The sequence below is a fragment of the Myroides sp. NP-2 genome, from assembly GCF_014145665.1.
In the GTDB taxonomy this organism is placed as follows: Bacteria; Bacteroidota; Bacteroidia; order Flavobacteriales; family Flavobacteriaceae; genus Flavobacterium.
Map to the genome: position 1 here is coordinate 50038 of NZ_JACHTD010000002.1, position 24611 is coordinate 74648.

The following is a 24611-nucleotide window of genomic DNA, read 5'->3' on the forward strand; positions in this document are numbered from 1 at the left end:
AAAATGTCAATTTACATTTTGAGAATGATAAATTCACTTCTTCTATTTTCTTGGTGTTGTTCTTTTGAACATGGAACACCATTTTGACATTCGTTGATTAGCTGGCTTTCTCCATATCCTCTTCCTGAGATTCTCGATGGATCAATGCCTTGTTTAATCATCCACTGCATAGTTGACTTCGCTCTTCGCTCTGATAATTGCATGTTATATGCATCCTTACCGCGGCTATCTGTATGGGAGCGAACATCGATAGTAATGTTTGGATACATATTCAATACTTCCACAACTTTAGCTAGTTCAGCCGCAGCATCTGGGCGAATTGTAGCCTTATCAAAATCGAAATAAATCGGCTCTAACTTCAGCTTTTTAAATAAGTCATCGGATTCGGTAATGGTCTCTTGCACAGGTTCAAGTCCAATTTCAACTTGCTCAACGGCTTGTAATTCATACCCCATCGTTTGTGCGATTTCCTTAGTTTGGAATCCAATTGCTTCTGCTTTCAAACGATATTTCTTTCCACAATCGAGGTCAGCAAGACTAAACTTCCCTTGTTCATCCGCTTGCACTTGCGTTAGTGCTGTGTACGTTGCGTCATACAAGGTGATCGTTGCTCCAGCTAAAGCTTCTCGTGTAGAGGCATTAAACACAAACCCGTCAATGCTTTGTTTACAGTCGATTTCTTTTTTCTCTTGTACCAAATAGAGGTCATCCCCGCCAGCACCGCCAGTACGATTCGAACTCACAAATCCCTTTTTTGCTTTTGGATCAAAATAGTAACTAAAATCATCCGCAGGACTATTCATGGGTTCTCCAATATTGGTAACGGTACCAAAAGAACCATCAACGTTTATTTTGGCCATGAAGATATCCAATCCACCTAGACCTGGTCGTCCATCCGTAGCGAAGTAAAGCATATAATCACTAGAAATAAACGGAAAAGTTTCACGTCCTTCAGTGTTGATTTGCTTTCCAACAGACTCGACTTTAGCAAAACTGCCATCTTCTTTTATTTCTACGCGAAATAAATCACTTTGTCCGATGGATCCACTTCGATCTGACACGAAGTACAACCACTTATTGTCGGGTGTAAGTGCGGGATGGGCGTTATTTGCCTTAGGATCATTAATGGATAGGGCAACAGGTTTACTCCATGTTCCATCTTCTAGCAACGTGGCTTGGAACAATTGCAACAGTGCGTTTTTATACTTATTCTGCTGTACCTCATCTTTTATCGCTCCAGCATTTTGAGTAAAATACACGGTTTTTCCATCTTTTGTAAAAACAGCTGTGGACTGGTTGATATCACTGCGCTCGTCTTTAAAGAAGAGCTGCGGTTCTTCGAATGTTCCATCGCTGTTTATGGTTGAAGCATACAAACTCGTATAGGCTTCGTTGGTCCATTTGTGTACTTTGCTGCCTGACGCTGTTTCGGAAGCTCTAGCAGACGTATAAATCAATTGTCCTTTGTAAATTGTTGCACCGTAATCGGAATAGGGGCTATTCATTGGCAAAGGTTCAATTTCGTAGCGATTGGATCGCTTTTCTATCTCGGCTCTATACTTATTCTTATTGGCTTCGAATAGTTGTGCACGTGAATCCTGTTCTTCCATGGAAGTAAAGGTACTCATATACGCATCGGCTTGGTCATATTGCTGCATTGCACGCAGGGTTTGCGCATAACGGTAGTAGTATTCTGAGCCTAGCGATTCTTGTTTTTCTTTGGCAAATTGAATGAGTTCGTCATACCACTTATTTGCCTCAGTTAATTTTCCGTTGAAATAATAGGCATCTCCTAATTTTTGTAGCGCATTCACGCTTTTGAATCCCTTTTCTACGGCTTTCTCATAAATTTCAATAGCATTGATATACTCATACTTTTCAAACTTATGATCTGCTTTATTTTCACGCTTTTCTTGTGCCCATCCTATTGATGTTGTCAACGCGATTGAAGATAAAACTAGTAAAGTAATAAATCTCTTTTGCATAATGTATCATCTTTAGATTAGAAGAAACGCGGTGATGTTTTTCTGGTGTAGCGATTAAAGATATCGGCACGCAAGAAAAATTCATGTGAACCGCTGTTGTAATAGCGTAAGTTGGTGGTATCTGCATCATAGGCATACCCTACAAAGAGGGTTTCATTGATTTGGAATCCAACTAATCCACTAACGGCAGCATCCCAACGATAAGCTACTCCTGCTGTAAATTTGTCCAAGAACAAAAAGTTTGCTGTCAAATCCAGCTGTACAGGTGCTCCTTGTACGGCTTTCATCAAGAATGCCGGTTTGAACTTAATATCGGGATTTACTTCAAACACATAACCTCCCATAAGGTAAAGTTGCATTTTTTGCTTCATTGTTGTTACCTCATTATCGTCATAGCGATGTGTTTCTAAGAAACTAGGCACAGACAATCCCAAATAAGAACGATCGGAATACAAATAAACTCCTGCTCCAATATTGGGTGTGAATTTATTGGTAATATTTTCTTGAATCGTGATATCCGATGGATCAAAAGGGTGTCCTTTGGTGTAATCCACATTTAGGATATCAGCAGAAGCCTTTAATCCGAAGGCTAGTTGATACTGATAGTTTAACTTGATTTTGTAAGAGAAATCTACGGCAATATTATTTTCATCCATAATTCCGATTTTCTCATTAACGAAAGAAAATCCAATTCCTACATTGGACTCATTAATAGGTGTAGATACAGAGAAGCTCGCTGTTTTAGGCGCACCATCCAATCCTACCCATTGTGTTCTATAGTTTCCGAATAAACTCAATACCTCTCTTGTACCTGCATAGGCGGGGTTATAAATAGAAGTGTTATACATATATTGGGAGAACTGGGGTTCTTGCTGTGCAAAACCTTGTTGAGCAGCACTTATTAATACTAAGGCTGTACCAACTTTTTTGAGTTTGTTTAAAAAATTCATCCTTACTATTACTTTGTTTCTAAATGTAAATACCCTGCTTTCTTAATGGTTCTGGTCACACCTTCTTTTTCTACTTCGTACACAAGTACGTAGTAATACGTTCCAGAAGGTAATTTTTCACTGTCATTGAATGTCATCTTTCCTTTAGAGTAACCATCAAAAACATTTCCGTTTGAATCGTAATTTTTCGTTTCAAACACTTTGGCTCCCCATCGGTTAAAAATTTGAACACTGTTGTTTGGAAATCGGTTAATATTGTCAATAAAAAAGTAATCATTAACCCCATCACCATCAGCAGACACAATATTATAAATCACGACATCTCCTTCTAATAACCAATCTGTTTTTACTGTCGCCAAGGTAAAATACCCCAAGCCCTTTACCGTAGTTGGTGTTGAAATTCGACGGGCACTAACATCGACAATTCCACCTTCGTCTACCCATATTTTTTTGTCTTCATCCCAACGTACAATATGAAGGTCTTTTTCTGGTGTAGCTAAAACAGCAGGAGAAGTTGTACGCTCATCCCATGTTAATTCAAGGATTACATTTTTTTCTTCCTTACTTCCTTTATCCACATACCAGTACTCAGTGGTATTCAACGTATTGATCACACCAGCGGCATTCGAGCGTTCGTCAAAAAAGGTTTTGTCGTCATACTTATATGCGCCAACATATACCTCTGTATCCTTTTCTGGTGCGGTGATATAGGCTGGACGGTGATATCCTTTGTTTCCAATCGGAAACGAAAAGGCTTCCTTTCCTTCTTTGTCTACCGTTCCATCGACATGACTCGCATCTGTCGGATTATTCGCTTTGGCTCCTTTCAAAAAGGCAAAAGAGGCTTTTCCTTCTTCCACGGTTACAATTCCGTCTAAAAAGTCAACTTCTCCTTTTGCTGCAATATCATTTTGGAGTAAAAAGGCACTTTCAGCAGTAGCATTATTGAGTTCAAGGTTATTGAAACGGATCAATTGGCTCCCCTTAATTGCCTGTTGTTGATTGGAAGTAAAAATCGTTTTACCTGAATTTTTCAGTTTTCCGTCTTCTCTAAAATCAAACAACCCATCATTGGTCAAATCGCGGTAGACATACAACGTCCCGTTGTTGAATACCGTTGCGTTTTCTTTGTTTTCCATTGGGAATAGCGTCGCCATTTCAGTATTAGGCATAATGTACAAACCGCCATAATTAACGGTTTGTCCAAAAGCGAATCCCCCAGTTAAAAAACAAGTACAAAGCAAGATTTTATGGTTTATCATCTTCTTTACTTTAGGCTTATTCTTTAACAACGAAAACAATATTCATCATCGAATAAGGGTTACCTGCTCCAATTACTTTATAGGTCATCTTTCCGTCTGCTGTAATTAGGATATCCGAAAAAACAGTAGCGTCGTAATCCGTCACATAGTAATATAAATCTGTTGCCTCTGGAAAATGAGGGATTACCGCAGGGGCACCCGCACTACTCGCTGTATTTCCTGTCAAGGTAAATTGATTCACATACTCTTGGTATAAATCCTTTGCACCATCACCAGAAACAGTAGTGTCAAACACAATCGAAGGCATATAGAAAAACTTTACTGCTTTATTGTCTGATGTAACCATTTGTTGCCACTTTAATCCGTCATTGTAGTAGAAACCAGGTACTACATCATTGTCCCTTTTTGTATTGTAAACCGTCATCCCCGCTACATGAGCTTGTAAGGGACTTGCATCTGTTGTACTCGTTAGTTCCAACCTAGGCAATAACAATCCTTTATTTGACGCTTCAACTTCAAGCATTGCATTTGGGTTGATTGATGGGGTTCCCCCTACTTTAGTTTGAGCAAAAGCTACAGTGCTCAATATGGAAAACATGAATCCTAAATATATCTTTTTCATCTTATTATTGAATTTAAGGTTAAAATGATGGGGTACTGTCGTATAAGGAAGTATCCCCACCATTTCGCTATTGATTAATTTATATTATGGTTGAGTCACCTCTTCATTAGATGTGTACTCTACTACAACCTCGTAATCGCCTGCGGGTAACATGATATATTGATTCCCTACACCGATATTAAACTTAATTTGGACTCCATCAACGACCTCAACATCTGTTGTATTTGCCGTAACAACATGACCAGCCGCATCAAGCAATTTAATAGCTAATACTTGATTGATCTTTTTAAGATCTTCTACAATAGTAAACGCTACAGGTGTTGCAACAGCAGAATAAGCAGCAATCGTCGTTGCTCCTTTTCCTAAATACACTTTGTATCCGTTATACACATTTCCAGTGTAAACTGTATCACCAACGTTAGTAATATGATCGCCTAATGTTTGTTTGATAATGTCTTTATATTTATTAATCAAATTCACCAAGAAAGACGCAGGTAATTCAATTTCTTTGTTCTCTTTTGTACCATCAAGATGGGTAATCACTTGATAAAATACGTGTGGAGTTGCAGCATTACCTTTATTATCATCGCCATCGTGATCGCCAAAATATACATTCCCTCCTAGATTCAATACATTCGTAATGGCATTCTTAATCTCTTCGTTATTGTTGATTGAGTTTAAGATGTCTTCCGTCATGTTGATGTAATCTTTTTGATTTCCTTCTGCACTATACTCATAAAAGATTTCACCTTTTTTTACATCTGCAGCTACTGGTGCTGTACGTACCGCTCCAAAAGTTGGCAATGTAGCATCCGTGATAACTTCTGAGCGTTTGATTTGTGTTTTGGTTTCTAAATCACCAATGCTAATTGATTCGTATTTCGCACCATCCCAGTATTGGAATTCCCAAATCGTTTTCGTTGCATCATTTGGATCTTCAACTTCCGTATAGATCACATTGCCTTCACCGAATTTTGTAATGTACTGTAAGTATTCCTCAACCGTTGTAAACGTTTTATCCCCTTCAGCAGTTGTAATAGTGATATTCGTTGGAGTTTCTAAAATCTCTTGAATGTTGTTGATTACTCCACCAACTACGTCAACGTGGATCGCACCTGCTGGAACAGACGTCCAAGCTGCTGGATCTGTTTCTCCACCTGCTTTGATGTAGGCTTCAGATAAGTAGTACTGTTTGTCGTTGTACGATACAATTGTTGTATTGGTTTCAGCGGATTCTACTAAGCCTTGAATGTCGATGATTTTATACGTATTGCTTGCTTCATCCCAGTATTGGAATGCCCAAATTGTTTTGGTTGCATCATTTGGATCTTCAATTTCTGTATAGATCACATTCCCGTTTGAATACTGCGTAACATACTGTAAGTATTCCTCAACTGTAGTGAACGTTTTATCCCCTTCAACTGTGGTAATGGTAATGTTTGTTGGTGATTCTAAAATCTCTTGAATGTTGTTGATTACTCCACCAACTACATCAACGTGAATTGCACCCGCTGGAACAGACGTCCAATTTGCTGGATCTGTCTCTCCACCTGCTTTGATGTAGGCTTCAGATAAGTAGTACTGCTTGTTGTTGTACGATACAATCGTTGTATTGGTTTCAGCGGATTCTACTAAACCTTGAATGTCGATGATTTTATAGGTGTTACTTGCTTCATCCCAGTATTGGAACGCCCAAATTGTTTGACCTGCATTAGCTGGATCTTCGATTTCCGTATAAATCACATTTCCGTTAGAGAATTGAGTAATATACTGTAAGTATTCCTCAACTGTGGTAAACGTTTTATCCCCTTCAACTGTGGTAATGGTAATGTTTGTTGGTGATTCTAAAATCTCTTGCACATTGTTTACCACGATATCTGTTACTTCGATAGGCATGGCTCCAGGCGCGTTATTCGGAATAGTATCAATTGTATTTGCCTCATCTGCTGCTAACCAATCGATAATCGTTTGTTCCGAAAAGTAGATTAACCCTTTTACTTTTCCGTCTGCATTTTTTACCTCTCTCATGAATGTTTTTGTTTCCACTCCATTCACAAGGTCGTTGAAATCGATCTCTTGGGTTGTGTATTCGTTATTCGTTACATCATACGTTACGGTATAGAATTTTCCTCCTTCATACACTACGGTTGTATGAGTAGGTGAAGTAGGATCTTCATTTCCAGGATTAGATGGTACGATATAATTAATTACAGCTTGTAAATTTTTGATATCCCCTTCAATATTGGTGATATTATCGCCTAAATTTTCAATTACTTGATCAAGCTCCGCTTTACCAACAATGCGATTCCATTTGGCATCTACCCAATAATAAAATCCAGTTGGAATACTAGCATCGCTACTATTATATACTAATAAACTTTCAGTTTGTGCTCCTTCAATTGGTTTGAACACATCAATTGCAGTTAATGCAACACGGGGAATTAAAATACCTTTATCTGTAGCTGTTACATCCAATTGAGTAGATGTGACAGGTGTTGGAGTTCCGATACCAACCTGAGCATGTGAAAAATATGATGCTCCTAAAACTGCTGCTGCTACTATTATTTTTTTCATTTTTGATCTATGTTTTAATTCTCTAGTATATCTTATTTAATTTTTTGTGTGACGTTCAGGTTTGATTTTACTGAACAGTTTCTCATATTCAATCGAATAGGTAATCTTCTTCCAATGACACAGCCATTTCGATAGGTTTGTACATAAACGACGCTGTATTTTGGTCCTAAACCTGCATCTTCAGGTAATTCATCCTGATATTCAGGCAAATAATACGGCAATCTAAAGTTGTTCGATCCATCTGTTGGTAGCGGAGTACCTCCAGTTTCTTCGGCATAGACTTCATAGGTAGAACATCCATCTTCTACGTTTATCGTCAAGACTCCTCCTTGACACATATCTAGATATTTTTCTTCTATGTCAATACCTACATCTACTTTAGGCGCTACCGTTACTTCGTATATTCTAGTAAAGTCACCAAGTACACCAACAACACTTCCATACGAAATCTTAACGCGATCAAAGGGTTGATTAATTTTGTCAATAATCATTTTGTACTTGTTGCGATAGCCAAGACCAAGTAGTTTCAAATCTAGAATTTGAGCCCCATTTGTTCCATCAATTTCTTCTCCTACTTTTTGGTCTCCTAAATAGCGTTGGATTGTATATCCTTTGATTAATTCTAAGCTCAAAATTGGATTTCCTGGAACCTCTGTTACGATATGCAATTTATCTCCAGGCATGGCTTGTTGTTTGAAGATTACGGTTAAACTTGCCGCATTCAATACAGCAACACCTCTAGATATGGTAGCATGCGTTTCGAGATTTCCATCTACTGCATTCCATGGATTCACCACCGAAGCGGTTGCACTAGCTACACCTAATCCTAAATCTTGAACGCCATGTAGTACATCTAATACAGCTGGATGCACATGATCTGAAACGGGCTCACAGTATTTAGGTGAAAATGCACTTACATTTTCCGTATAATAGGCATGGTAAACTTTGGCAATTTGAGCTACACTCAACAAAGATCCTTGAGAAACGCGAACTCCTTTGTATTTTTTAGGACCACTGCTATTAGATGGAACGAAAGTAAATTCCACTACATTATCCGCGGCTAATAAATCTAGTAAACCACCTTGAACGGATTTTAATGTTCCGATTGTATTACCGTTGGCGTCTAATCCTACAACTGAGATACCTCCAGCGAGCATCAATCCACTGTATTGTTTTCCAAGCTTAATGGTTACAGGAGTACCTGCAGCCACTTCTTCTTCAAAGTAGATATTTTGCCATACTGTACCAATACCTAGAAGACCTATACCCGTAGTCAAAGTAGAATGGGTTGTTGGATCTCCATCAATGGTATTGCTGGTCCCACTTACACCTCCTGTAATAATAGATCCCCAGCTTGATGAATCTGTAGCGTACACTCTTTCAATAGTTGGTGGACATAAACTACTATCATACACCGTTACGATAACATTTTCAAATGTTTCACATTGATTTAGAGCCGTAGCCACTACTGTTAAAACGTAAACGCCAGGCGTATCAAATGTGATAGATGTGCCATCAAATATTGCTGCATGATTATTATACCACGTTATCGTTTCAGTTCCATTTGCTCCTGGAACAGAAGCTGTTGGCAAGGTTACCGTTACTGTACTTTGACCCTGTGGAATAGTCACATTTATACGTTGACTATCAGAAAATTGAATAACAGCCGAAGGAAGTTGAGTTACCACAAAAGGGTCTGATGATTCCGCGACCTCCGCTCCTTTTGTATACACAACCGTATAACTTCCTGCATGATTGGTCTCTAACGTTTTTTCTTTTCCATAATTTGGATTTGTACTACCTGCAATAGTAGCATCAATAGCTTCTCCATTAAAGTACCATTGGTACGTATCTGCCTCTGTATTCGAAATATTAGAATCTAAAACAAAGGTTTCTTCCGCACACAAATCTTGTGCTTTGTTTGATGTAATAATTGCTTTAGGTAAACTAGCCACGTGAGATACGTGAATAATCGTTCCTGGGCTTTTAGTCATATCTGCTTCTGTAGGATTCGTATTATCTACAGGAGGATAAGAAGGGTAGCTCAAATCAGAACCGCTTTCTTTGGTAAAAGCAATGTTTTTAATCTCTAAGATCCCCGCTAAATCCGACTGAACCATTACATGAAATACAAATTGTCTTTCACTTCCTGGGTTCATTGTGCCAGAAAAATCAAAAAGCACTTCCTTTCCATCATCTGAAAGCCTTCCTCCTATAGCCGAAGAAAACGTTGTTCCTGCTGGCAATTTATCTGCAATATTAAATTGACTTATCGGAGTATCACCTACGTTTTTCACATGGATGGTATATTCCACTTGTTCACCACCTGAAACCGAAGTAACAGTAGCATCGTCATTTACTTTGTACGATTTCCAAGAAACAAGTTTTTGATCCGATCCAAGTGGTTTGCACAATCGTTCTACTTTATAAATATCGAGTGAAGAAAGTACATCTACACTAACTAAAGATTTGAGTCCAATCGAAATGCGGTCATACTGTCCATTGGGTTTAAATGGAAGGTCAATGATACTAGAAGAGTTGAGTAATTCCAGCACTTCTGTACCTTGTAATAATCCATTATCCCAATCCAAGCGATCCACGAAGGTATCTCCTTTATAAGCGGCAATTTCCAATTTTTCTAAAATAGGAAGCGTCACCAATCCAGCTGTTCCTGCTTTCAGACGAATATTTGTCACATCGCCGATTTCTGAAAGGGAATTAAAATAGAACCATTGTTTTACTTGACCAGCAACGTTCAACGTACCTAAACTTAGTTCTGACGCATGGGTAGTGTTATCGTCAATCGCACGTTCAGGATTGGTTACTCCAGCACCACCTAATGCATTTACAGACAGATTCACTCCCTCATATTCGTAAGAAGTAGCAAAAGCAGCTACACAAGGATCCATTGCTGTTTCGTAACACATCCCATATACGTTCATGCTATTGGGTTGTGAAAGTAGTCCTAAAGCACTATTGGTTTTATCAATAATTCGAACAGACTGATAAGCACTAGTTGGCGTAATAGCCAAATAAGTACGACCTTCTTTATCTACCACAACTTTAATAGTTCCTTCACTTGAAGAAGCATTAGTCGTGTATGTATTTCTATTTAGAATTACATTTCCTTGTTTATCTTTTACCTGAACTTCAAAATCGTGCTTTCCAAACACCAATCCATCCAAAACTACCGTTACTAGGTTACCTAAACTTCCACCTACTAACTTTTCTAAAGCTGTTTCTTCAAAATCGATGCGCACATAAGAAGTAGTATAGGCAGGTATTGAATCAGTATAACCCAACTCTACAAAACCTTCAAATTTGTTGCCTAAGCCCAATAATAACCCTGCTCCTGATTGCAAAGTTGTAAAAGAGTCGAAATCATCGTCAAACAAATTAGAAAGGTCATTCGCATTACTTGCGTCAACTAAGGTAGTTGCACAAACGGGTGCAACAAAAGGAGAAGGAGTACTACTTTCTGGACAACTAGCGCTTACGCGTTTGACATCGTATAGTCGAATCGTTGCAGCGGTATCTACATTTAGTAGAGATCCCACTTGCAGTTCCACACGATCAAAGCGCTGGGTTGTATCAAAGACAAGGGTTTGAATTCCTCCTGATTTAAATAAGTTCAATACATTTAAATTCGTGATAAGTCCTTGTTCTAAGGTAAACGACTCTTTAACTTCATCGCCTAAATACGTTACCACTTTACATCTGCCCAATACATCTAAAGACAAGGCACTAGGGTTACTCAATTGCACACGCATTTTTACTTGATCTCCGAGTTGAGATGGTTTACCAAAGTAAATAGCTTGGCTTAAATGCCCTCCTACTGCAACCAATCCATTGTTAATCTCTGCATATTGGGAAGAATTACCACTAATTGCATAGTAAGGATTCTTTACTCCAGGTTTTCCTAAGTCTCCTAGCCCTAGTGACAGTCCGTCTTGATCAAATGAGGTAAACTGCGGCAGAAAACAAGCATCTGTTCCCATTTCACGACACATATTGTATACCTTCAACGTGCGTATTTCACCATTGGGAATACTCAATACTTTATTTGTAATTTTAATACTTTGATACGGTTGATTAGGCGTAACCGCAATATAGTATCGACCTAAGGAATCTTGTACCAACGTCATTTTCCCTCCTCTATTTGTTGAGATTCTATTTTTACTCGTCGCATGTAGGACCGAATTCGTCCCTTCATACGCTTCCACTTCGAAATAGTGGTTGCCAAGTAAAGTTCCCACAACATCACTTAATAAGCTTCCAAGAGTTCCACCTAATAAATTATCCAATAGTTCTCTTTCAGCATCAATTCGGATGTATGAAGTTGTATATGCTGGTACCACTTCATTGTATGCCATGTGAATCATGCCTTCTGTAGATAAAGAGGATAAAAGCGATCCTGTACTAGCATGTAATGTAGCATAGGTTTCATTGTTGTTATCTACCGCATTTAATGCAAAATTGCTGTTTTCTGTATCTAAAATTGATACAGCACAACTCGCTGTTTCAAATGGAACCTCAGTTGATAAAGGCGTCTCAATCTTTTGATTAATACAAGTAGTACCATCATAAGATTCTACATCATAAATATTTAAAGAAGAACCTAAAAGGGTTAAACCTATAGGTGAATTTAACCTTATTTCTAACTTGTCGAAAACTTTAGTTGGTGCAATCGTAACTGTAACTGGTTCACCTCGACCTAATAATCCTAAGACATTAATTTCTCTTATAATCCCTCCACTTAAAGGCATCCTATATACTACATTATTTTCATTCCAAGCAATCACCTCTACTGACCCTAACAAATCTAAATTAGCAACATTAGTACCTTTGGTAGTCGATAATTTAATATTAACTGTAGTTTCAGGAGTTGTCTTATTTGAAAAATAAAAGTACTGCGACAAATATCCACCAATATTTACATCTAATAAGCTTGCTGATTTAAGCGTAGAATAGCTTTCTAAGCTATCGTCGATTGCCTGTGATAATTTTCCATCTCCAATAGGCAAGACAGATAGATTAATTCCTTTACCATCGAAAGAAGTTCCTAAAGGCTTTCCACAAATAGAAGCATTTTCTGTATAGGTAAATGCTTCATAGACTTTTAACTCATATTCAGCAAACAAACCAACTAATGATAATGCCTTATTGCTTATTTTTATTTTACTATAAGCTACATCGGGTTTTATTGCTAAAAGATAATTGCCTTGTTGATCTTGTATTAATCGAACATTATCTATATTAAAACCTTGATTATTTGTTCTAGTTAAAACTACATCATTATCACTGTTTAATGCTTCGATTTTAATCTCTTGTTTTCCCAGTAAAATTGCTCCTAGAACCCTTCCCAATCCCTCTCCTAATGAGCCTCCTAACAAGGCACTAAATAAATTAGAATCACCTTCTAATTGGATATAAGACCATGTACCAGCTTCTAAGGTAACAGGAAATTGCAGTTGTAAATAGCTTTTATACCCTCCCAATTCTACTGCTACTCCAGGAGAGGCATATAATGTAGCGTATTCGTTATCTCGTTGATTAACAGCCTCAGGTTGATCTACAACTGGATCACCCAAAAGCCCCCCTTTTAATCCAGTAGCATGTGATTCATAAGCTGCAAAAACCTTCGTTTGCCCATATCCGTGGACCAATGGTACAAGAAGTACCAAAAAAAGTAACACCCTCATCCAGAGGGAAAAAGTAGTTTTCTCTTTCATGTGTTGTGTGTTAAACATATTATTTTCAAAAAAATTCGTCGTAAGGTGTATATGCATAGCACGACAACGATGTGCGTAATTGGCACATGTGTCATAACAAAAGATCTACTAAAAATAGAGGAGGATATCCTATCACCACAACCGTGTGATGATATGGAATAAAATGCGCAGTTTGTCACCAAGGCGTAGTTTGCCCTAGGTTCCCTTTTTCTGCGAAAATACGTTTATGCCAACTTAGCCCTAAGTCGACATAAACCTATTCTTTTCTACGATACACTTCAGTCTTCTTAGCCCAAGTCAACTTCAGTCTATCCTTTTTTAAACTATAGGTTGCTTTCTTAGCCCAAGTCCACTTCCTATACTTTATTCTGTTTTTTTCGATCAATCCTGCGTAGTTTTCAAGCATCCCACTTAAAATATCTACAGAAATACACTTTTTCTTTTCTTATATCTCGTTGTATTGTTTTATTTTTTTTCTTCGCGTTTTTCGCTTTTTCCACTCAGCCCAAGTAGATTATTAGAAAAGCACGAAAATGTCCTTTATTCCTATAAATACGTATTTTTTTACTGCTTTTTTTAGCTTTTTAGTAGTTTTAGAAGTAAAAGGTATAAATATATCTTCATGATTTTATGTGTTATTCTATAAAATCAATACAAAAATAAACAATAACTTACAAATAATAAAGCTTTTATAGAATTTCAATCAAAAATCGTCATCTTAAAGAAATACAGTAATCTTATTTATTTCTTAAATTTATAAACATAAGTACCGTATTAAAAGTTAATATCAAAATAAAACAAAAACCATATCGTTAATTAAAAAGAATAAATTTATTTAAATATGGTTAAAGAGAATGAATCCAAATAATCGCCTTTTTTGAAGTAGTTCTAAAAAGACATCGTATTGAAAAAAAGACGTCTTTTACCTGACAAAGGAAGTGCTAATTTTGCCTGTATTCTCGTGACAATATACTGTACTTATTGCAGTAAAAACAGTTCGAATCACTTATTTTATATGGGTTTACTTCTTTTGCTTGCTTCTTTGTTTTCTTTACATCCACTCCTCCTTTTTCACTAAACAGCTAAACCAAACTAAAAGACGTTACAGGCCGAAAAAAAGAGAATTACACAGCATCACACACACAAAAAAAAAATTTCGCATTATGTGAATATTATAGTAAAATTAAAGTTAATATGTTTTTGTCCTTCTTATGATTCGATACCCTTAAACATTTTTTGCCTTAGGAAGATTTAGTACCTTTGACAAAACACTACTAGTATGGAACAAAACGCCTATATTAAAACGGATATAGCAGATAAAATTGCAACAATTACCTTTTATAGTGCAGCAAGCAATTCATTTCCAAGTTTTTTATTGGAAGAATTAACGACTGCCATTGACAACTTGAATACCTCAACTACGGTTACTACCGTTATTCTTCAAAGCGAAGGCACAGGAGCTTTTTGTGCTGGGGCTTCTTTTGACGAATTACTCTCTATTCAAGATACAGCAACGGGTAAAAAATTCTTTTCCGGTTTTGCTCATGTCATTAATGCCATTCGCAAAAGCCCTAAAATTTTCATCGGTCGTATACACGGTAAAACCGTAGGCGGTGGTGTAGGACTAGCGGCTTCTTGTGATTATTGTTTTGCAACAGATAAAGCAGCGATCAAATTATCAGAATTAGCCATTGGCATTGGTCCTTTTGTGATTGAACCAGCCGTATCGCGCAAAATAGGAAAAACCGCTTTTACATCGATGTCTTTGGCTGCTCATGAATGGAAAACAGCTACTTGGGCACAACAACACGGTCTATACGATGAGGTATATGATACAATTGAGCGTTTAGACCTAGAGCTTCATACCTTCGCAACACGCGTGAGTACTTACAATCCCGAAGCTTTAGCTGAAATGAAACAAATCTTTTGGGAAGGAACAGCCCATTGGGATACGCTATTGACGGAAAGAGCAGAAATTTCAGGCCGATTAGTGCTATCAGACTTTACAGTACAAGCGCTACAAGCGTTTAAACAAAAATAAAAAAGACCGTAAATAGCTAAATACAAACACGATTTCCCGTATAGTCGTGTTTGTATAAAAGCTATCTTTAAATCAAAAATGAAAGTCAAAATTCTGCTGTTCTTCTTCTTTGCTTACCCTTCTTTTATCCATGCTCAACAGCCTAATCAAGAACACAACACAACGCCCTTCGATCACCTAGCACTTACAGCTGGACTCACTACTTTAGGGTTTACAGTTGAAGCTGTAACACCCCTAGTCAACCATTTTTACATCAAAGGAGGACTCAATACTTTCAGTTATACCACCCGTCAGCATCGTATTGCATTAGATGACCCCTATGGTCTGCTAAACGAAGCCTTTGGGCAAAACGTGTATTATGAAATGCGAGGAGACGCAAGAAACATTCACGGTCATCTCGTAGTCGATTACTATCCATTCAAAAAAGGAATCCTCTACCTCAGTAGTGGACTTTATTTTGGAAGTACCAAACTAACCGCCCGCGGGATCATCACCAACAAAGACGGTAGCCCAGCTCAATTACAACCGCCTTATGAATGGCCAGATCTCGAATTTAATGGGCAAAAAATTGACATTACCAATGGTCGATTAAACGCTGAACTTACGCTAGGCAATACCCTAAAACCCTATATTGGAATCGGTTTAGGAAGAGCAATTCCCCGTCGCCGTTTGGGCGTAAAACTCGAAGTGGGTCTCTTATTTGCAGGTAAGTATACCCTCAAACAAAATGGCGTAAACGTAGAAACAATGACAACCAAAGACCACAACTTTGAAGATACCGATGCTCTTATGAAAATCTTTGAATATTATCCCATGGTAAAAGTCCAACTGAACTATCGTCTGTTTTAAAAAAAACCTAAAGAACCTAATCCACGCCCAATATCAGACTACCCAACTAGATTTTTCACTACCTTTGTCAAAATTTTTGGTTATGTCTAAAATTAGAATTACAAAACAATTTACTTTCGAAACAGGTCATGCATTATATGGATATGACGGTAAATGTCGCAATGTACATGGACACAGCTATAAACTAGCTGTTACTGTAATAGGCACACCAATTACTGATTCATCTCATGTCAAGTTTGGGATGGTAATTGATTTCAGTGATCTAAAAAAAATAGTGAAAGAGGAAATCGTCGATATTTTTGATCACGCTACTGTTTTTAATCAAAACACCCCTCATATTGAGTTGGCACAAGAGTTAAAAGATCGCGGACATCATGTTATTTTGGTGGATTACCAACCAACGAGTGAGAATATGGTGATTGACTTTGCTCAAAAAATCAAGAATCGCTTACCAGAAAACCTTGCCTTGTATTCTTTGCGTTTACAAGAAACGGATTCTTCTTATGCCGAGTGGTTTCAATCTGATAATTTATAAGCAACTGTGGATTTTACAATTGATACAACTAAAGGCGTCTACTTTGCCTCTGATCAACATTTCGGAGCGCCTACGCGTGAAAAAAGCTTACCAAGAGAACAGCTTTTTGTGGAATGGCTAAACGAAAAGGAACAAGACATGGGTGCTTTATTCATCTTGGGAGATCTCTTTGACTTCTGGTTTGAATACAAAACAGTTGTACCAAAGGGGTTTGTTCGTGTTCTTGGTAAATTAGCACAGCTTAAAGACCAAGGCATTCCCATCTATTTTTTTGTGGGTAATCACGATTTGTGGATGAATAACTACTTCCAAACGGAATTGGGAATTCCCGTTTTTCACGAGCCGCAAGTATTCACCATCAATGGCAAGCAATTTTTTATTGGTCACGGCGATGGATTAGGCCCGGGAGATTTAGGATACAAACGCATGAAAAAAGTGTTCACCAACAAATTTTCCAAGTGGTTATTTAACTGGTTACACCCTGATATTGGCGTGCGCTTAGCCCAATACCTTTCAGTGAAAAACAAGTTGATTTCCGGTGATGAAGACATTCGATTTTTAGGAGAAGATAAGGAATGGCTTGTGCTATACGCCAAGCGAAAATTAGAAAGTAAACACTATGATTACTTCGTATTCGGCCATCGTCATCTACCCATGGTCATTGACCTCAATGAACAATCGAAATATATCAACCTCGGAGATTGGATTAATTATTTTACTTATGGTCACTTTGACGGTGAGTTTCACCTAGAAAAATACAAAAAGCCTTCGTTATAGAAGGCTTTTTTTGTTATTTGACTTTCGTTGTTTGACTTTCGTTGTTTGACTTTTGGTTTTTGACTTTTGGCTTTCGTTGTTTGGCTTTTGGTGACGTTCACCATCCACTCACCACTTTCCATTCACCATTCACTCACTCTCCACTTAGCACTCACCACTCTCCACTTTCCATTCTCCACTCTCCACTCTCCACTCACCCCTAAAAAGGTTTAGGCAAGATCCACCTACTATGACCGAAATAATTCCAAGACTCATTCGCTAAATCGACTGTAGGGTCGATATATTGACTATAGGATCTACCGTTAATTGACACCCAGCTATCCGCATAAACAGCGACGTCTATCCCGAGGTCTGCATATTCTTTTTTGATGTATTGCGCCATTTGCCAGATCATATCTGAGGTATTCAATCGGGTATCTTGTTTATCGCTCAAGACATTTTCCGAATTATAAAAGCTGCGTTCACCTGTTTTTTTATTTTCAACGATAAAGGTGGTATAGCCCCCTCTAGAACGCAACATCATGCGCCAACTTAAACGATGTGCTTCATCGGTCCACAAGATATCCCCTTCGATAAAATGTTGGCGTAAAGGCAAAGCAAATTGAATAAACATAAATACTGCTAAAAAGCCCAAGACAGGTTTACTTAACTGAGGGGTTGCAAAAGGTTCTGTTTGTTCAACTGCAGGTTTCTTTTTCAAGAAAATACGTCTAATTTGATCCGACGGATAGAAAAACAAGGCAAATGTCAGGGCAAAATAAGGAAATATTCCAATGTGCAAAGTCGCCGAATTAAACAAATGGAAGATAAAAGAGGCCACCAACGCCAAAGTACGCGTGCGTTTCCACAGTAAAGCAGGCACGATCAATCCATCGAAAATAATACCCAAATAGGCAATAATCAGGTAAAACTCTTTTTGAGTAAATACATTTTTAAAACCATCGGGAATATTCGCTGATTGGTACATAATTTCAGTAAACGTACCATCAAGCCAATCAGGATAAAACTTAGCAATTGTGCCATAAATGTAGAGCACACTCACTTGGAAAATAAAAATCCAATTAAAATACAGGGGCATGGACAGTTCTTCTTTGACGCGATTCGCTTTTACATCTAGTGATTTATACGAAGCCGCAGGCAAGAAGCACATGTATACACAAATGATCAACAACAGATAGTAATGGTTGTTATACGATGTTTTTTGTAAGTAATAGGCACCCGCCCAAAGGAGCGTCAATAGCGGCATCGTCCACTTATAGCGATAGCCCAACATAACAGCGAGTGAAACTAATCCCATCACAAAGAAATACACATACATTTGCGGCCCAACCAGCAGCTGTAAGAAATCCATGTAAATATGAGAAAACGTAAGTTTAACGTCTACAAGATTGATTCTCACCCAGCCTGTGGCAATTGCGCCAAAGGATTCACAAGCAAATAGAAAACCAAAAAAGATTCTGAAAATAATTAAAGGGGCATTATCAACGGGTTGAAGGGCTTTTTTCCACATAGCGGTTAAAATATGCTCGCGTCGCTTGTTCATCCATTTTCAGTTGTTCGACAAGCGCCTCTAGCGAATTAAATTTTTGTTCATCTCTAATGCGATCCAAGATACGAACTTTAAGCGTTTTATCATATAAATCACCAGACCAATCTAGGTAATTTACTTCTACTGTATGGGGATGGTCAACAAAGGTAGGATTGATACCAATACTCATCATTCCTTTGACATTTACTCCATCTATTTCCGATTCAACCACGTAAATCCCATTTTGTGGAATCATTTTATACGATTCTGATATTTCGAAATTAGCCGTTGGAAAACCAAGGGTACGGCCAAGTTTCTTCCCGTGAATTACGCGACCAGAGAAATAGTATTCATGTCCTAAAAACTCATTAGCTAGGGCGATATTCCCCGCTTCTAAAGCGGTTCGAATCTTTGTAGAACTAATAGACACATGATCAATTTCCTGAGCCGAAATTTCTTCTACTTCAAATCCATAACGCGCACCAAAACGCTTTAAGTCGTGAATATCTGCCGTTCGATTCTTTCCAAAACGGTGGTCATAACCGATGATGATTTTAGAGATATTAAACGTATCGACTAATACTTGTTTGACAAAGTCTTCCGCACTTAAATTGGCAAAATCTAAATCAAATTTTTGCACGACTAAGTTGTGCAATCCCAAATCAGCTAAAAGTTCCTGCTTCTCCTCCAGTGTATTTAATAAGCGAATACCGTGATCCTGCTTGAGTACCATACGCGGATGAGGAAAGAAGGTCAATACTAAACTTTCAGCATGCAATACAGTAGCAGCATCTACTAATTTTTTTATAATCATTTGATGTCCAACATGAACCCCGTCAAAGGTTCCTAAGGTTGCGACAACTTTTTTATCGGTTTTAAATTCGCCAATGGAAGAAAATACTTTCACAATGATAACTTTAGTCTTTTAAAGGGATTTTACTTAATTTCGCCCCGTTTTTCTAAACAAAATTTCGAACCGTAAAAATACTTCATTTTTTACAAATCACCTTAAATATTACACAATAATACGCCCAATCTAAAGTAATTAACATGCCTAATTGTATCAAAACCACCCTGGTTTTTTTATTTGTATTTGCCCCTTTACTGTTGTTCGCTCAAGTTAAAATTATGACTTGGAACTTAAAAAACTTAGGAAGTAGTAAAACCGAAGAACACATCAGCTATATTGCCAAAATAATGAAGCAAGCGGATATTGTGGCTATTCAAGAGATTGTCACCAATCCCAGTGGAGCACAAACGCTTGCTGCCTTACACGAGGAACTCAATCGCAAAAGTGGAGCCAAATGGGAGTATGCGTTAAGCGATCCTACCATAAGTTCACCTTATCGTTCTGAGCGCTATGCGTATTTGTGGAAAACTAAACAGGTAAAACTGCAAAAGAAAGCTTTTTTGGATCCTACCTATCAGGAAGAAATTGAACGAGAGCCCTATATGGCAACTTTTCAGTACAAGGATATTGAATTTACCCTTGTCAATTTACACGCTTTACCCAAGAAACACCAACCAGAAAAAGAAATCAAATATCTGAAGTTTCTACCTGAAGTGTACAAGGATAAAAATCTTATTTTTCTAGGCGATTTTAATACGCCAGAATCGCATTCGGTATTCAATCCTCTTAAAAAGCAAGGATATACGCCAGCCTTTACGCAACAAAAGACCTCGCTGCGTCAGAAGTGTATTCAGGGTGATTGTTTGGCCAATGCGTATGACAACATCTTCCTTCAACAAACGCACTTTACTGTTAAATCAACTAAAGCACTCTTGTTTTTTGAGGATTTTGAAACGATAAAAGAAGCAAACAAGATCTCAGATCACATTCCGCTACTCATCGAAATACAATAAAAAAAGGATTTCGTTAGAAATCCTTTTTAAAACAATTAAAATATAATAAAAAACAGTTATTTACCTTCTATTCATGTAAATCATGACGTAGTATAATAAAGTACCTAAAGAAGATATTGCAGCGACTACATAGGTCCTAGCCGCCCATTTCAACGCATCTTTAGATCCTACTAATTCTTGTGGTGTCACGATATTTTTAGCTTCTAACCACTTCAATGCACGGTTACTCGCGTCGTATTCTACTGGTAGCGTAATAAACGAAAACAGCGTTGTTAGAGCGAATAATACGATACCCAATAAAAGCAATTGTGGAAAGGTTTTAATCAATAAAACACCACCAATTAACACGAAGGGCATAAACTTAGAGGACACTTCTAAAACAGGCACCATTTTAGAACGCATGGTCAACCAGGAGTACGCTTGTGCATGTTGTACGGCGTGTCCTACCTCGTGTGCTGCTACAGCAGCCGCTGCGGCATTACGCTGATTGTAAACGGCCTCACTTAAATTTACTGTCTTATCCATCGGATTGTAATGATCCGTCAATCTTCCCGGCGTGGAAATCACGCGGACGTCTCTGATTCCATGATCGAAAAGCATTTTTTGGGCAATTTCTGCACCACTCATACCATTCTGTAAATGTACCTCAGAATACTTCTTAAACTTTGTCTGTAAACGATTACCCACCCACCAGCTGACAAGCATCATGGCAATCATAAAACCCCATATCATCATAGATATCACAATTAATGTTCATTATGTAAAATAGCAAATGCCGCGCCAAATAAAAAAAGCTGTCATCTTGTCATAAAAAAAGAGAGATTCTTGCGAATCTCTCTTTGCTATAGGGTAGTAAAAATCGGCTTATTTAAGCTTTTTCTTCACTTCTACTTCTTGGAATGCTTCGATCGTATCGTACTCCTTGATATCGTTGTAGTTCTTGATTTGGATACCACAATCATATCCTTTCGATACTTCTTTCACGTCATCTTTGAAACGTCTAAGTGCCGTAAGTTCACCTGTATAGATTACAACTCCCTCGCGGATTAAGCGGATTCTAGAATTACGGAAGATTTTTCCATCAATAACCATACATCCTGCAATTGTACCCACTTTAGAAATCTTAAATAGCTCTCTAATTTCAGCTGTACCTGTAACTTCTTCTTTCAACTCTGGAGATAACATACCTTCCATTGCGTCTTTCAAGTCGTCAATTGCGTCATAAATGATTGAGTAGTTGCGGATATCGATTTCTTCTTTATCAGCTAACACCTTAGCCGAAGCCATTGGACGTACGTTGAATCCGATAATAATCGCATCTGATGCAGAAGCTAACAATACGTCAGATTCTGTAATTGCACCCACTCCTTTGTGAATAATATTGATTTGAATTTCTTCTGTTGACAGTTTAGAGAAGGAATCAGAAAGTGCTTCAACAGATCCATCCACGTCTCCTTTTAGGATAATGTTCAACTCTTTGAAATCTCCTAATGCGATACGACGTCCGATCTCTGCTAAGGTAATGTGTCTTTGTGCACGAACGGACTGCTCACGTAACAATTGCGTACGTTTAGCGGCAATTTGTTTTGCTTCTTTCTCTTCTTCAAATACGTTGAATTTGTCTCCTGCTCCTGGCGCACCATCTAATCCCAATACAGAAATTGGTCTTGAAGGTCCTGCCTCTTGTACAGCATTTCCACGCTCATCGTGCATGGCACGTACTTTACCGTGGTTACATCCTGCTAATAGGTAATCTCCTACTCTTAATGTACCTGCTTGTACTAATACCGTAGACACATATCCACGTCCTTTATCTAAATAAGCCTCAACAACTGTTCCGGATGCCAATTTATCTGGATTTGCTTTTAACTCTAACATCTCTGCTTCAAGTAAAACTTTCTCCAACAATTCTTTCATTCCGATCCCTTGTTTAGCTGAGATATCTTGTGATTGGTACGTACCTCCCCATTCTTCAACCAATAAATTCATCGAAGCTAATTTCTCTTTAATCTTCTCTGGATTTGCTGTTGGCTTATCCACTTTATTGATCGCAAAAATGATAGGTACTCCTGCAGCTTGTGCGTGACTGATTGCCTCTTTAGTTTGTGGCATGATGTCATCATCCGCTGCAATAACGATAATTACGATATCGGTTACTTGCGCTCCACGTGCACGCATAGCGGTAAACGCCTCGTGTCCTGGAGTATCTAAGAAGGTAATTTGTTGACCATTCTCTAACGTTACTCCATACGCACCGATATGTTGTGTAATTCCTCCAGACTCTCCTGCAATTACGTTGGCTTTACGCACGTAATCCAATAAAGAGGTCTTACCGTGATCCACGTGTCCCATCACGGTAACGATAGGTGCACGAGGTTTTAGATCTTCTGGTCTATCTGGAGTCTCTTCAATTGCTTCCTCTAAGTCAGCAGTAGTAAAGTCTACTTCGAAACCAAATTCATCTGCTACAATAGTCAACGTTTCTGCATCCAGACGTTGATTCATTGTAACCATGATACCCAACGACATACAAGTTCCAATTACTTTAGTAATCGGCACATCCATCATGGTAGCAATTTCACCTACTGTAACGAATTCCGTTACTTTAAGCACTTTGTTACCTGCTTCCAATGCTCTTTGTTCCTCGTCTGATTTTTTACGGTGAACATCGCGTTTATCTCTACGATATTTAGCTGCTTTGGAACGATTTCCTTTTCCTTGTAAACGCTCAAGCGTTTCTTTAATTTGGTTTTTAACTTCTTCATCCGTTGGCTCAGCTTTTACAACTGGAGCATTTCTACGGTTGTTGTTGTTATTCTTATTGAATTTACCATTGTTTCCACCTGGGCGATTTGCGTTGTTTCCACCTGGGCGGTTTGCGTTATTTCCACCTGGGCGGTTTGCATTGTTCCCCCCTGGTTTATTTGTGTTTCCACCTGCATTGTTCTGGTTTGTTCCAGCCCCTTCTGTAGCAGGTTTAGCAATACGTTTTCTTTTATTTCTACCAGCAACATTGCCCTTTTTGTCATCCTTCTTCTCTTCCTTCTTCTTCTTAGGCTTGTCAAACTGAGATAAATCGATCGTTTGCCCTGTAAATGTAGTTCCCGAAAGTTTTTGATAGTTCGTTTTGATGATTTCATCACCTAATTTCGCATCAACCTTATCGTCTTCCACTACTCTAGTTTCTTCGTTTGCTACTTTAGCAGACTCCTTCTGTTGCTTTTCTTCCACAGGTTTGTCTTTTACTTTTGATTCTTTATTCGCTACTTTTTTAGCTTCAACTTTCTTTGTCGTATTTTTTGCTGAATCAGTTTTAGAATCGACATTAACCTTAGCAGCAGGAGTAGCTTCTACTTTCTCCTCTACTTTTTCTTGTGCAACGCTTTCTTTCGCAACTGGTTCTTCTCTCTTTACAGGCTCAGCTTTAATCTCTTCTTTCTCCACAACTTTGTCAGATACAGCTGAAGAAGTTTCTAAAGTTTTTTTAGGTTCAAGATCAATTTGACCCACAGTTTTAATCGCAACTTGCTCTTCTGCTTTGGCTCTAATGATCTCTTGTTCTTTCTTGATACGAGCTTGTTCTTCTTGTTTTCTCTTCTCTTCTAATTCGCGTTCACGCTCAATTTTAAGCGCTTCCTTTTCTTTTCTCTTCTCTTCACTTACTTCAATAGAAGCTTCCTTTTTCCCTCTATCAGCAGAAAACTGTTTATTAAGAACGTTGAATTCTTCTTGTGAAATCTTAGCATTTGGTGTTGCTTCAATTTCATACCCTTTGCCTTTCAAAAAGTCCACGGCTCTATCTAGAGAAATGTTTAATTCCCTTAAAACTTTATTTATTCTTATTGCTCTTTCTTCAGACATATTATCTTTTTAGTGTATTATTTGTGTTGTGT

Annotated in this window: 15 protein-coding genes; 5 read left to right on the forward strand and 10 right to left on the reverse strand. The window is 38.0% G+C overall.

The annotated features are described in order from the left end of the window. Nucleotides 1–11: 11 nt before the first annotated feature. The 6 genes from H4K35_RS02670 to H4K35_RS02695 form a co-directional block, all read right to left on the reverse strand. Complete coding sequence (locus tag H4K35_RS02670) at nucleotides 12–1985, reverse strand: OmpA family protein (protein WP_182625846.1); 1974 nt, start codon at nucleotides 1983–1985, stop codon at nucleotides 12–14. 17 nt (nucleotides 1986–2002) lie between these two features. Then, the gene (locus H4K35_RS02675) at nucleotides 2003–2935 is read right to left on the reverse strand and encodes a type IX secretion system membrane protein PorP/SprF (RefSeq protein ID WP_182625847.1); all 933 of its coding nucleotides are present in this window, start codon (nucleotides 2933–2935) and stop codon (nucleotides 2003–2005) included. 8 nt (nucleotides 2936–2943) lie between these two features. Then, nucleotides 2944–4197, reverse strand: a complete 1254-nt coding sequence (locus H4K35_RS02680) for a gliding motility-associated C-terminal domain-containing protein (protein WP_182625848.1) — start codon at nucleotides 4195–4197, stop codon at nucleotides 2944–2946. Nucleotides 4198–4213: 16 nt separating this feature from the next. Further along, nucleotides 4214–4819 (reverse strand): hypothetical protein, encoded by a 606-nt coding sequence (locus tag H4K35_RS02685; RefSeq protein ID WP_182625849.1) that lies wholly within the window; start codon nucleotides 4817–4819, stop codon nucleotides 4214–4216. Between the two features lie 84 nt (nucleotides 4820–4903). Beyond that, a complete protein-coding gene (locus H4K35_RS02690; RefSeq protein ID WP_182625850.1) occupies nucleotides 4904–7393 on the reverse strand; it encodes a hypothetical protein in 2490 nt (829 codons plus the stop codon). Between the two features lie 32 nt (nucleotides 7394–7425). Beyond that, complete coding sequence (locus tag H4K35_RS02695) at nucleotides 7426–13125, reverse strand: DUF11 domain-containing protein (protein ID WP_182625851.1); 5700 nt, start codon at nucleotides 13123–13125, stop codon at nucleotides 7426–7428. Nucleotides 13126–14404: 1279 nt separating this feature from the next. Between H4K35_RS02695 and H4K35_RS02700 the strand changes: the two genes are divergently transcribed. From H4K35_RS02700 to H4K35_RS02715, 4 genes are all read left to right on the forward strand, one after another. Further along, on the forward strand, nucleotides 14405–15166 hold the full coding sequence (locus H4K35_RS02700) for an enoyl-CoA hydratase/isomerase family protein (RefSeq protein ID WP_182625852.1): 762 nt from the start codon (nucleotides 14405–14407) through the stop codon (nucleotides 15164–15166). A 78-nt stretch (nucleotides 15167–15244) separates the two neighbouring features. Next, complete coding sequence (locus tag H4K35_RS02705; RefSeq protein WP_182625853.1) at nucleotides 15245–16015, forward strand: hypothetical protein; 771 nt, start codon at nucleotides 15245–15247, stop codon at nucleotides 16013–16015. Nucleotides 16016–16097: 82 nt separating this feature from the next. Beyond that, the gene (locus H4K35_RS02710; RefSeq protein WP_182625854.1) at nucleotides 16098–16550 is read left to right on the forward strand and encodes a 6-carboxytetrahydropterin synthase; all 453 of its coding nucleotides are present in this window, start codon (nucleotides 16098–16100) and stop codon (nucleotides 16548–16550) included. A gap of 6 nt (nucleotides 16551–16556) precedes the next feature. After that, the gene (locus H4K35_RS02715) at nucleotides 16557–17327 is read left to right on the forward strand and encodes a UDP-2,3-diacylglucosamine diphosphatase (protein ID WP_182625855.1); all 771 of its coding nucleotides are present in this window, start codon (nucleotides 16557–16559) and stop codon (nucleotides 17325–17327) included. A 199-nt stretch (nucleotides 17328–17526) separates the two neighbouring features. Here H4K35_RS02715 and H4K35_RS02720 read toward each other — a convergent pair whose 3' ends face one another. Together H4K35_RS02720 and H4K35_RS02725 are read right to left on the reverse strand one after the other, a co-directional pair. Next, nucleotides 17527–18837 (reverse strand): HTTM domain-containing protein, encoded by a 1311-nt coding sequence (locus H4K35_RS02720; protein WP_182626070.1) that lies wholly within the window; start codon nucleotides 18835–18837, stop codon nucleotides 17527–17529. Then, nucleotides 18809–19762 (reverse strand): bifunctional riboflavin kinase/FAD synthetase, encoded by a 954-nt coding sequence (locus H4K35_RS02725; protein ID WP_182625856.1) that lies wholly within the window; start codon nucleotides 19760–19762, stop codon nucleotides 18809–18811. Before H4K35_RS02725 ends, H4K35_RS02720 begins: the two co-directional genes overlap by 29 nt. Before the next feature lie 143 nt (nucleotides 19763–19905). Between H4K35_RS02725 and H4K35_RS02730 the strand changes: the two genes are divergently transcribed. Then, nucleotides 19906–20718, forward strand: coding sequence for an endonuclease/exonuclease/phosphatase family protein (locus H4K35_RS02730; RefSeq protein WP_182625857.1), 813 nt, complete (start codon nucleotides 19906–19908; stop codon nucleotides 20716–20718). A 60-nt stretch (nucleotides 20719–20778) separates the two neighbouring features. Here the strand turns inward: H4K35_RS02730 and H4K35_RS02735 are convergent, their stop codons facing one another. Further along, entirely contained in the window at nucleotides 20779–21450 is a 672-nt protein-coding gene (locus tag H4K35_RS02735) for a zinc metallopeptidase (protein ID WP_182626071.1), read from the reverse strand. Between the two features lie 132 nt (nucleotides 21451–21582). Then, nucleotides 21583–24579 (reverse strand): translation initiation factor IF-2, encoded by a 2997-nt coding sequence (gene infB, locus H4K35_RS02740; RefSeq protein ID WP_182625858.1) that lies wholly within the window; start codon nucleotides 24577–24579, stop codon nucleotides 21583–21585. Between the last annotated feature and the right edge of the window lie 32 nt (nucleotides 24580–24611).

What these genes read in the sequence shown, in the direction of transcription:
- H4K35_RS02735 (WP_182626071.1), bottom strand. Translation starts at nt 21,450, where the DNA reads ATGATATGGGGTTTTATGATTGCCATGATGCTTGTCAGCTGGTGGGTG.
- H4K35_RS02700 (WP_182625852.1), top strand. Translation starts at nt 14,405, where the DNA reads ATGGAACAAAACGCCTATATTAAAACGGATATAGCAGATAAAATTGCA.
- H4K35_RS02695 (WP_182625851.1), bottom strand. Translation starts at nt 13,125, where the DNA reads ATGAAAGAGAAAACTACTTTTTCCCTCTGGATGAGGGTGTTACTTTTT.
- H4K35_RS02690 (WP_182625850.1), bottom strand. Translation starts at nt 7,393, where the DNA reads ATGAAAAAAATAATAGTAGCAGCAGCAGTTTTAGGAGCATCATATTTT.
- infB (WP_182625858.1), bottom strand. Translation starts at nt 24,579, where the DNA reads ATGTCTGAAGAAAGAGCAATAAGAATAAATAAAGTTTTAAGGGAATTA.
- H4K35_RS02730 (WP_182625857.1), top strand. Translation starts at nt 19,906, where the DNA reads ATGCCTAATTGTATCAAAACCACCCTGGTTTTTTTATTTGTATTTGCC.
- H4K35_RS02685 (WP_182625849.1), bottom strand. Translation starts at nt 4,819, where the DNA reads ATGAAAAAGATATATTTAGGATTCATGTTTTCCATATTGAGCACTGTA.
- H4K35_RS02705 (WP_182625853.1), top strand. Translation starts at nt 15,245, where the DNA reads ATGAAAGTCAAAATTCTGCTGTTCTTCTTCTTTGCTTACCCTTCTTTT.
- H4K35_RS02680 (WP_182625848.1), bottom strand. Translation starts at nt 4,197, where the DNA reads ATGATAAACCATAAAATCTTGCTTTGTACTTGTTTTTTAACTGGGGGA.
- H4K35_RS02710 (WP_182625854.1), top strand. Translation starts at nt 16,098, where the DNA reads ATGTCTAAAATTAGAATTACAAAACAATTTACTTTCGAAACAGGTCAT.
- H4K35_RS02670 (WP_182625846.1), bottom strand. Translation starts at nt 1,985, where the DNA reads ATGCAAAAGAGATTTATTACTTTACTAGTTTTATCTTCAATCGCGTTG.
- H4K35_RS02720 (WP_182626070.1), bottom strand. Translation starts at nt 18,837, where the DNA reads ATGTGGAAAAAAGCCCTTCAACCCGTTGATAATGCCCCTTTAATTATT.
- H4K35_RS02675 (WP_182625847.1), bottom strand. Translation starts at nt 2,935, where the DNA reads ATGAATTTTTTAAACAAACTCAAAAAAGTTGGTACAGCCTTAGTATTA.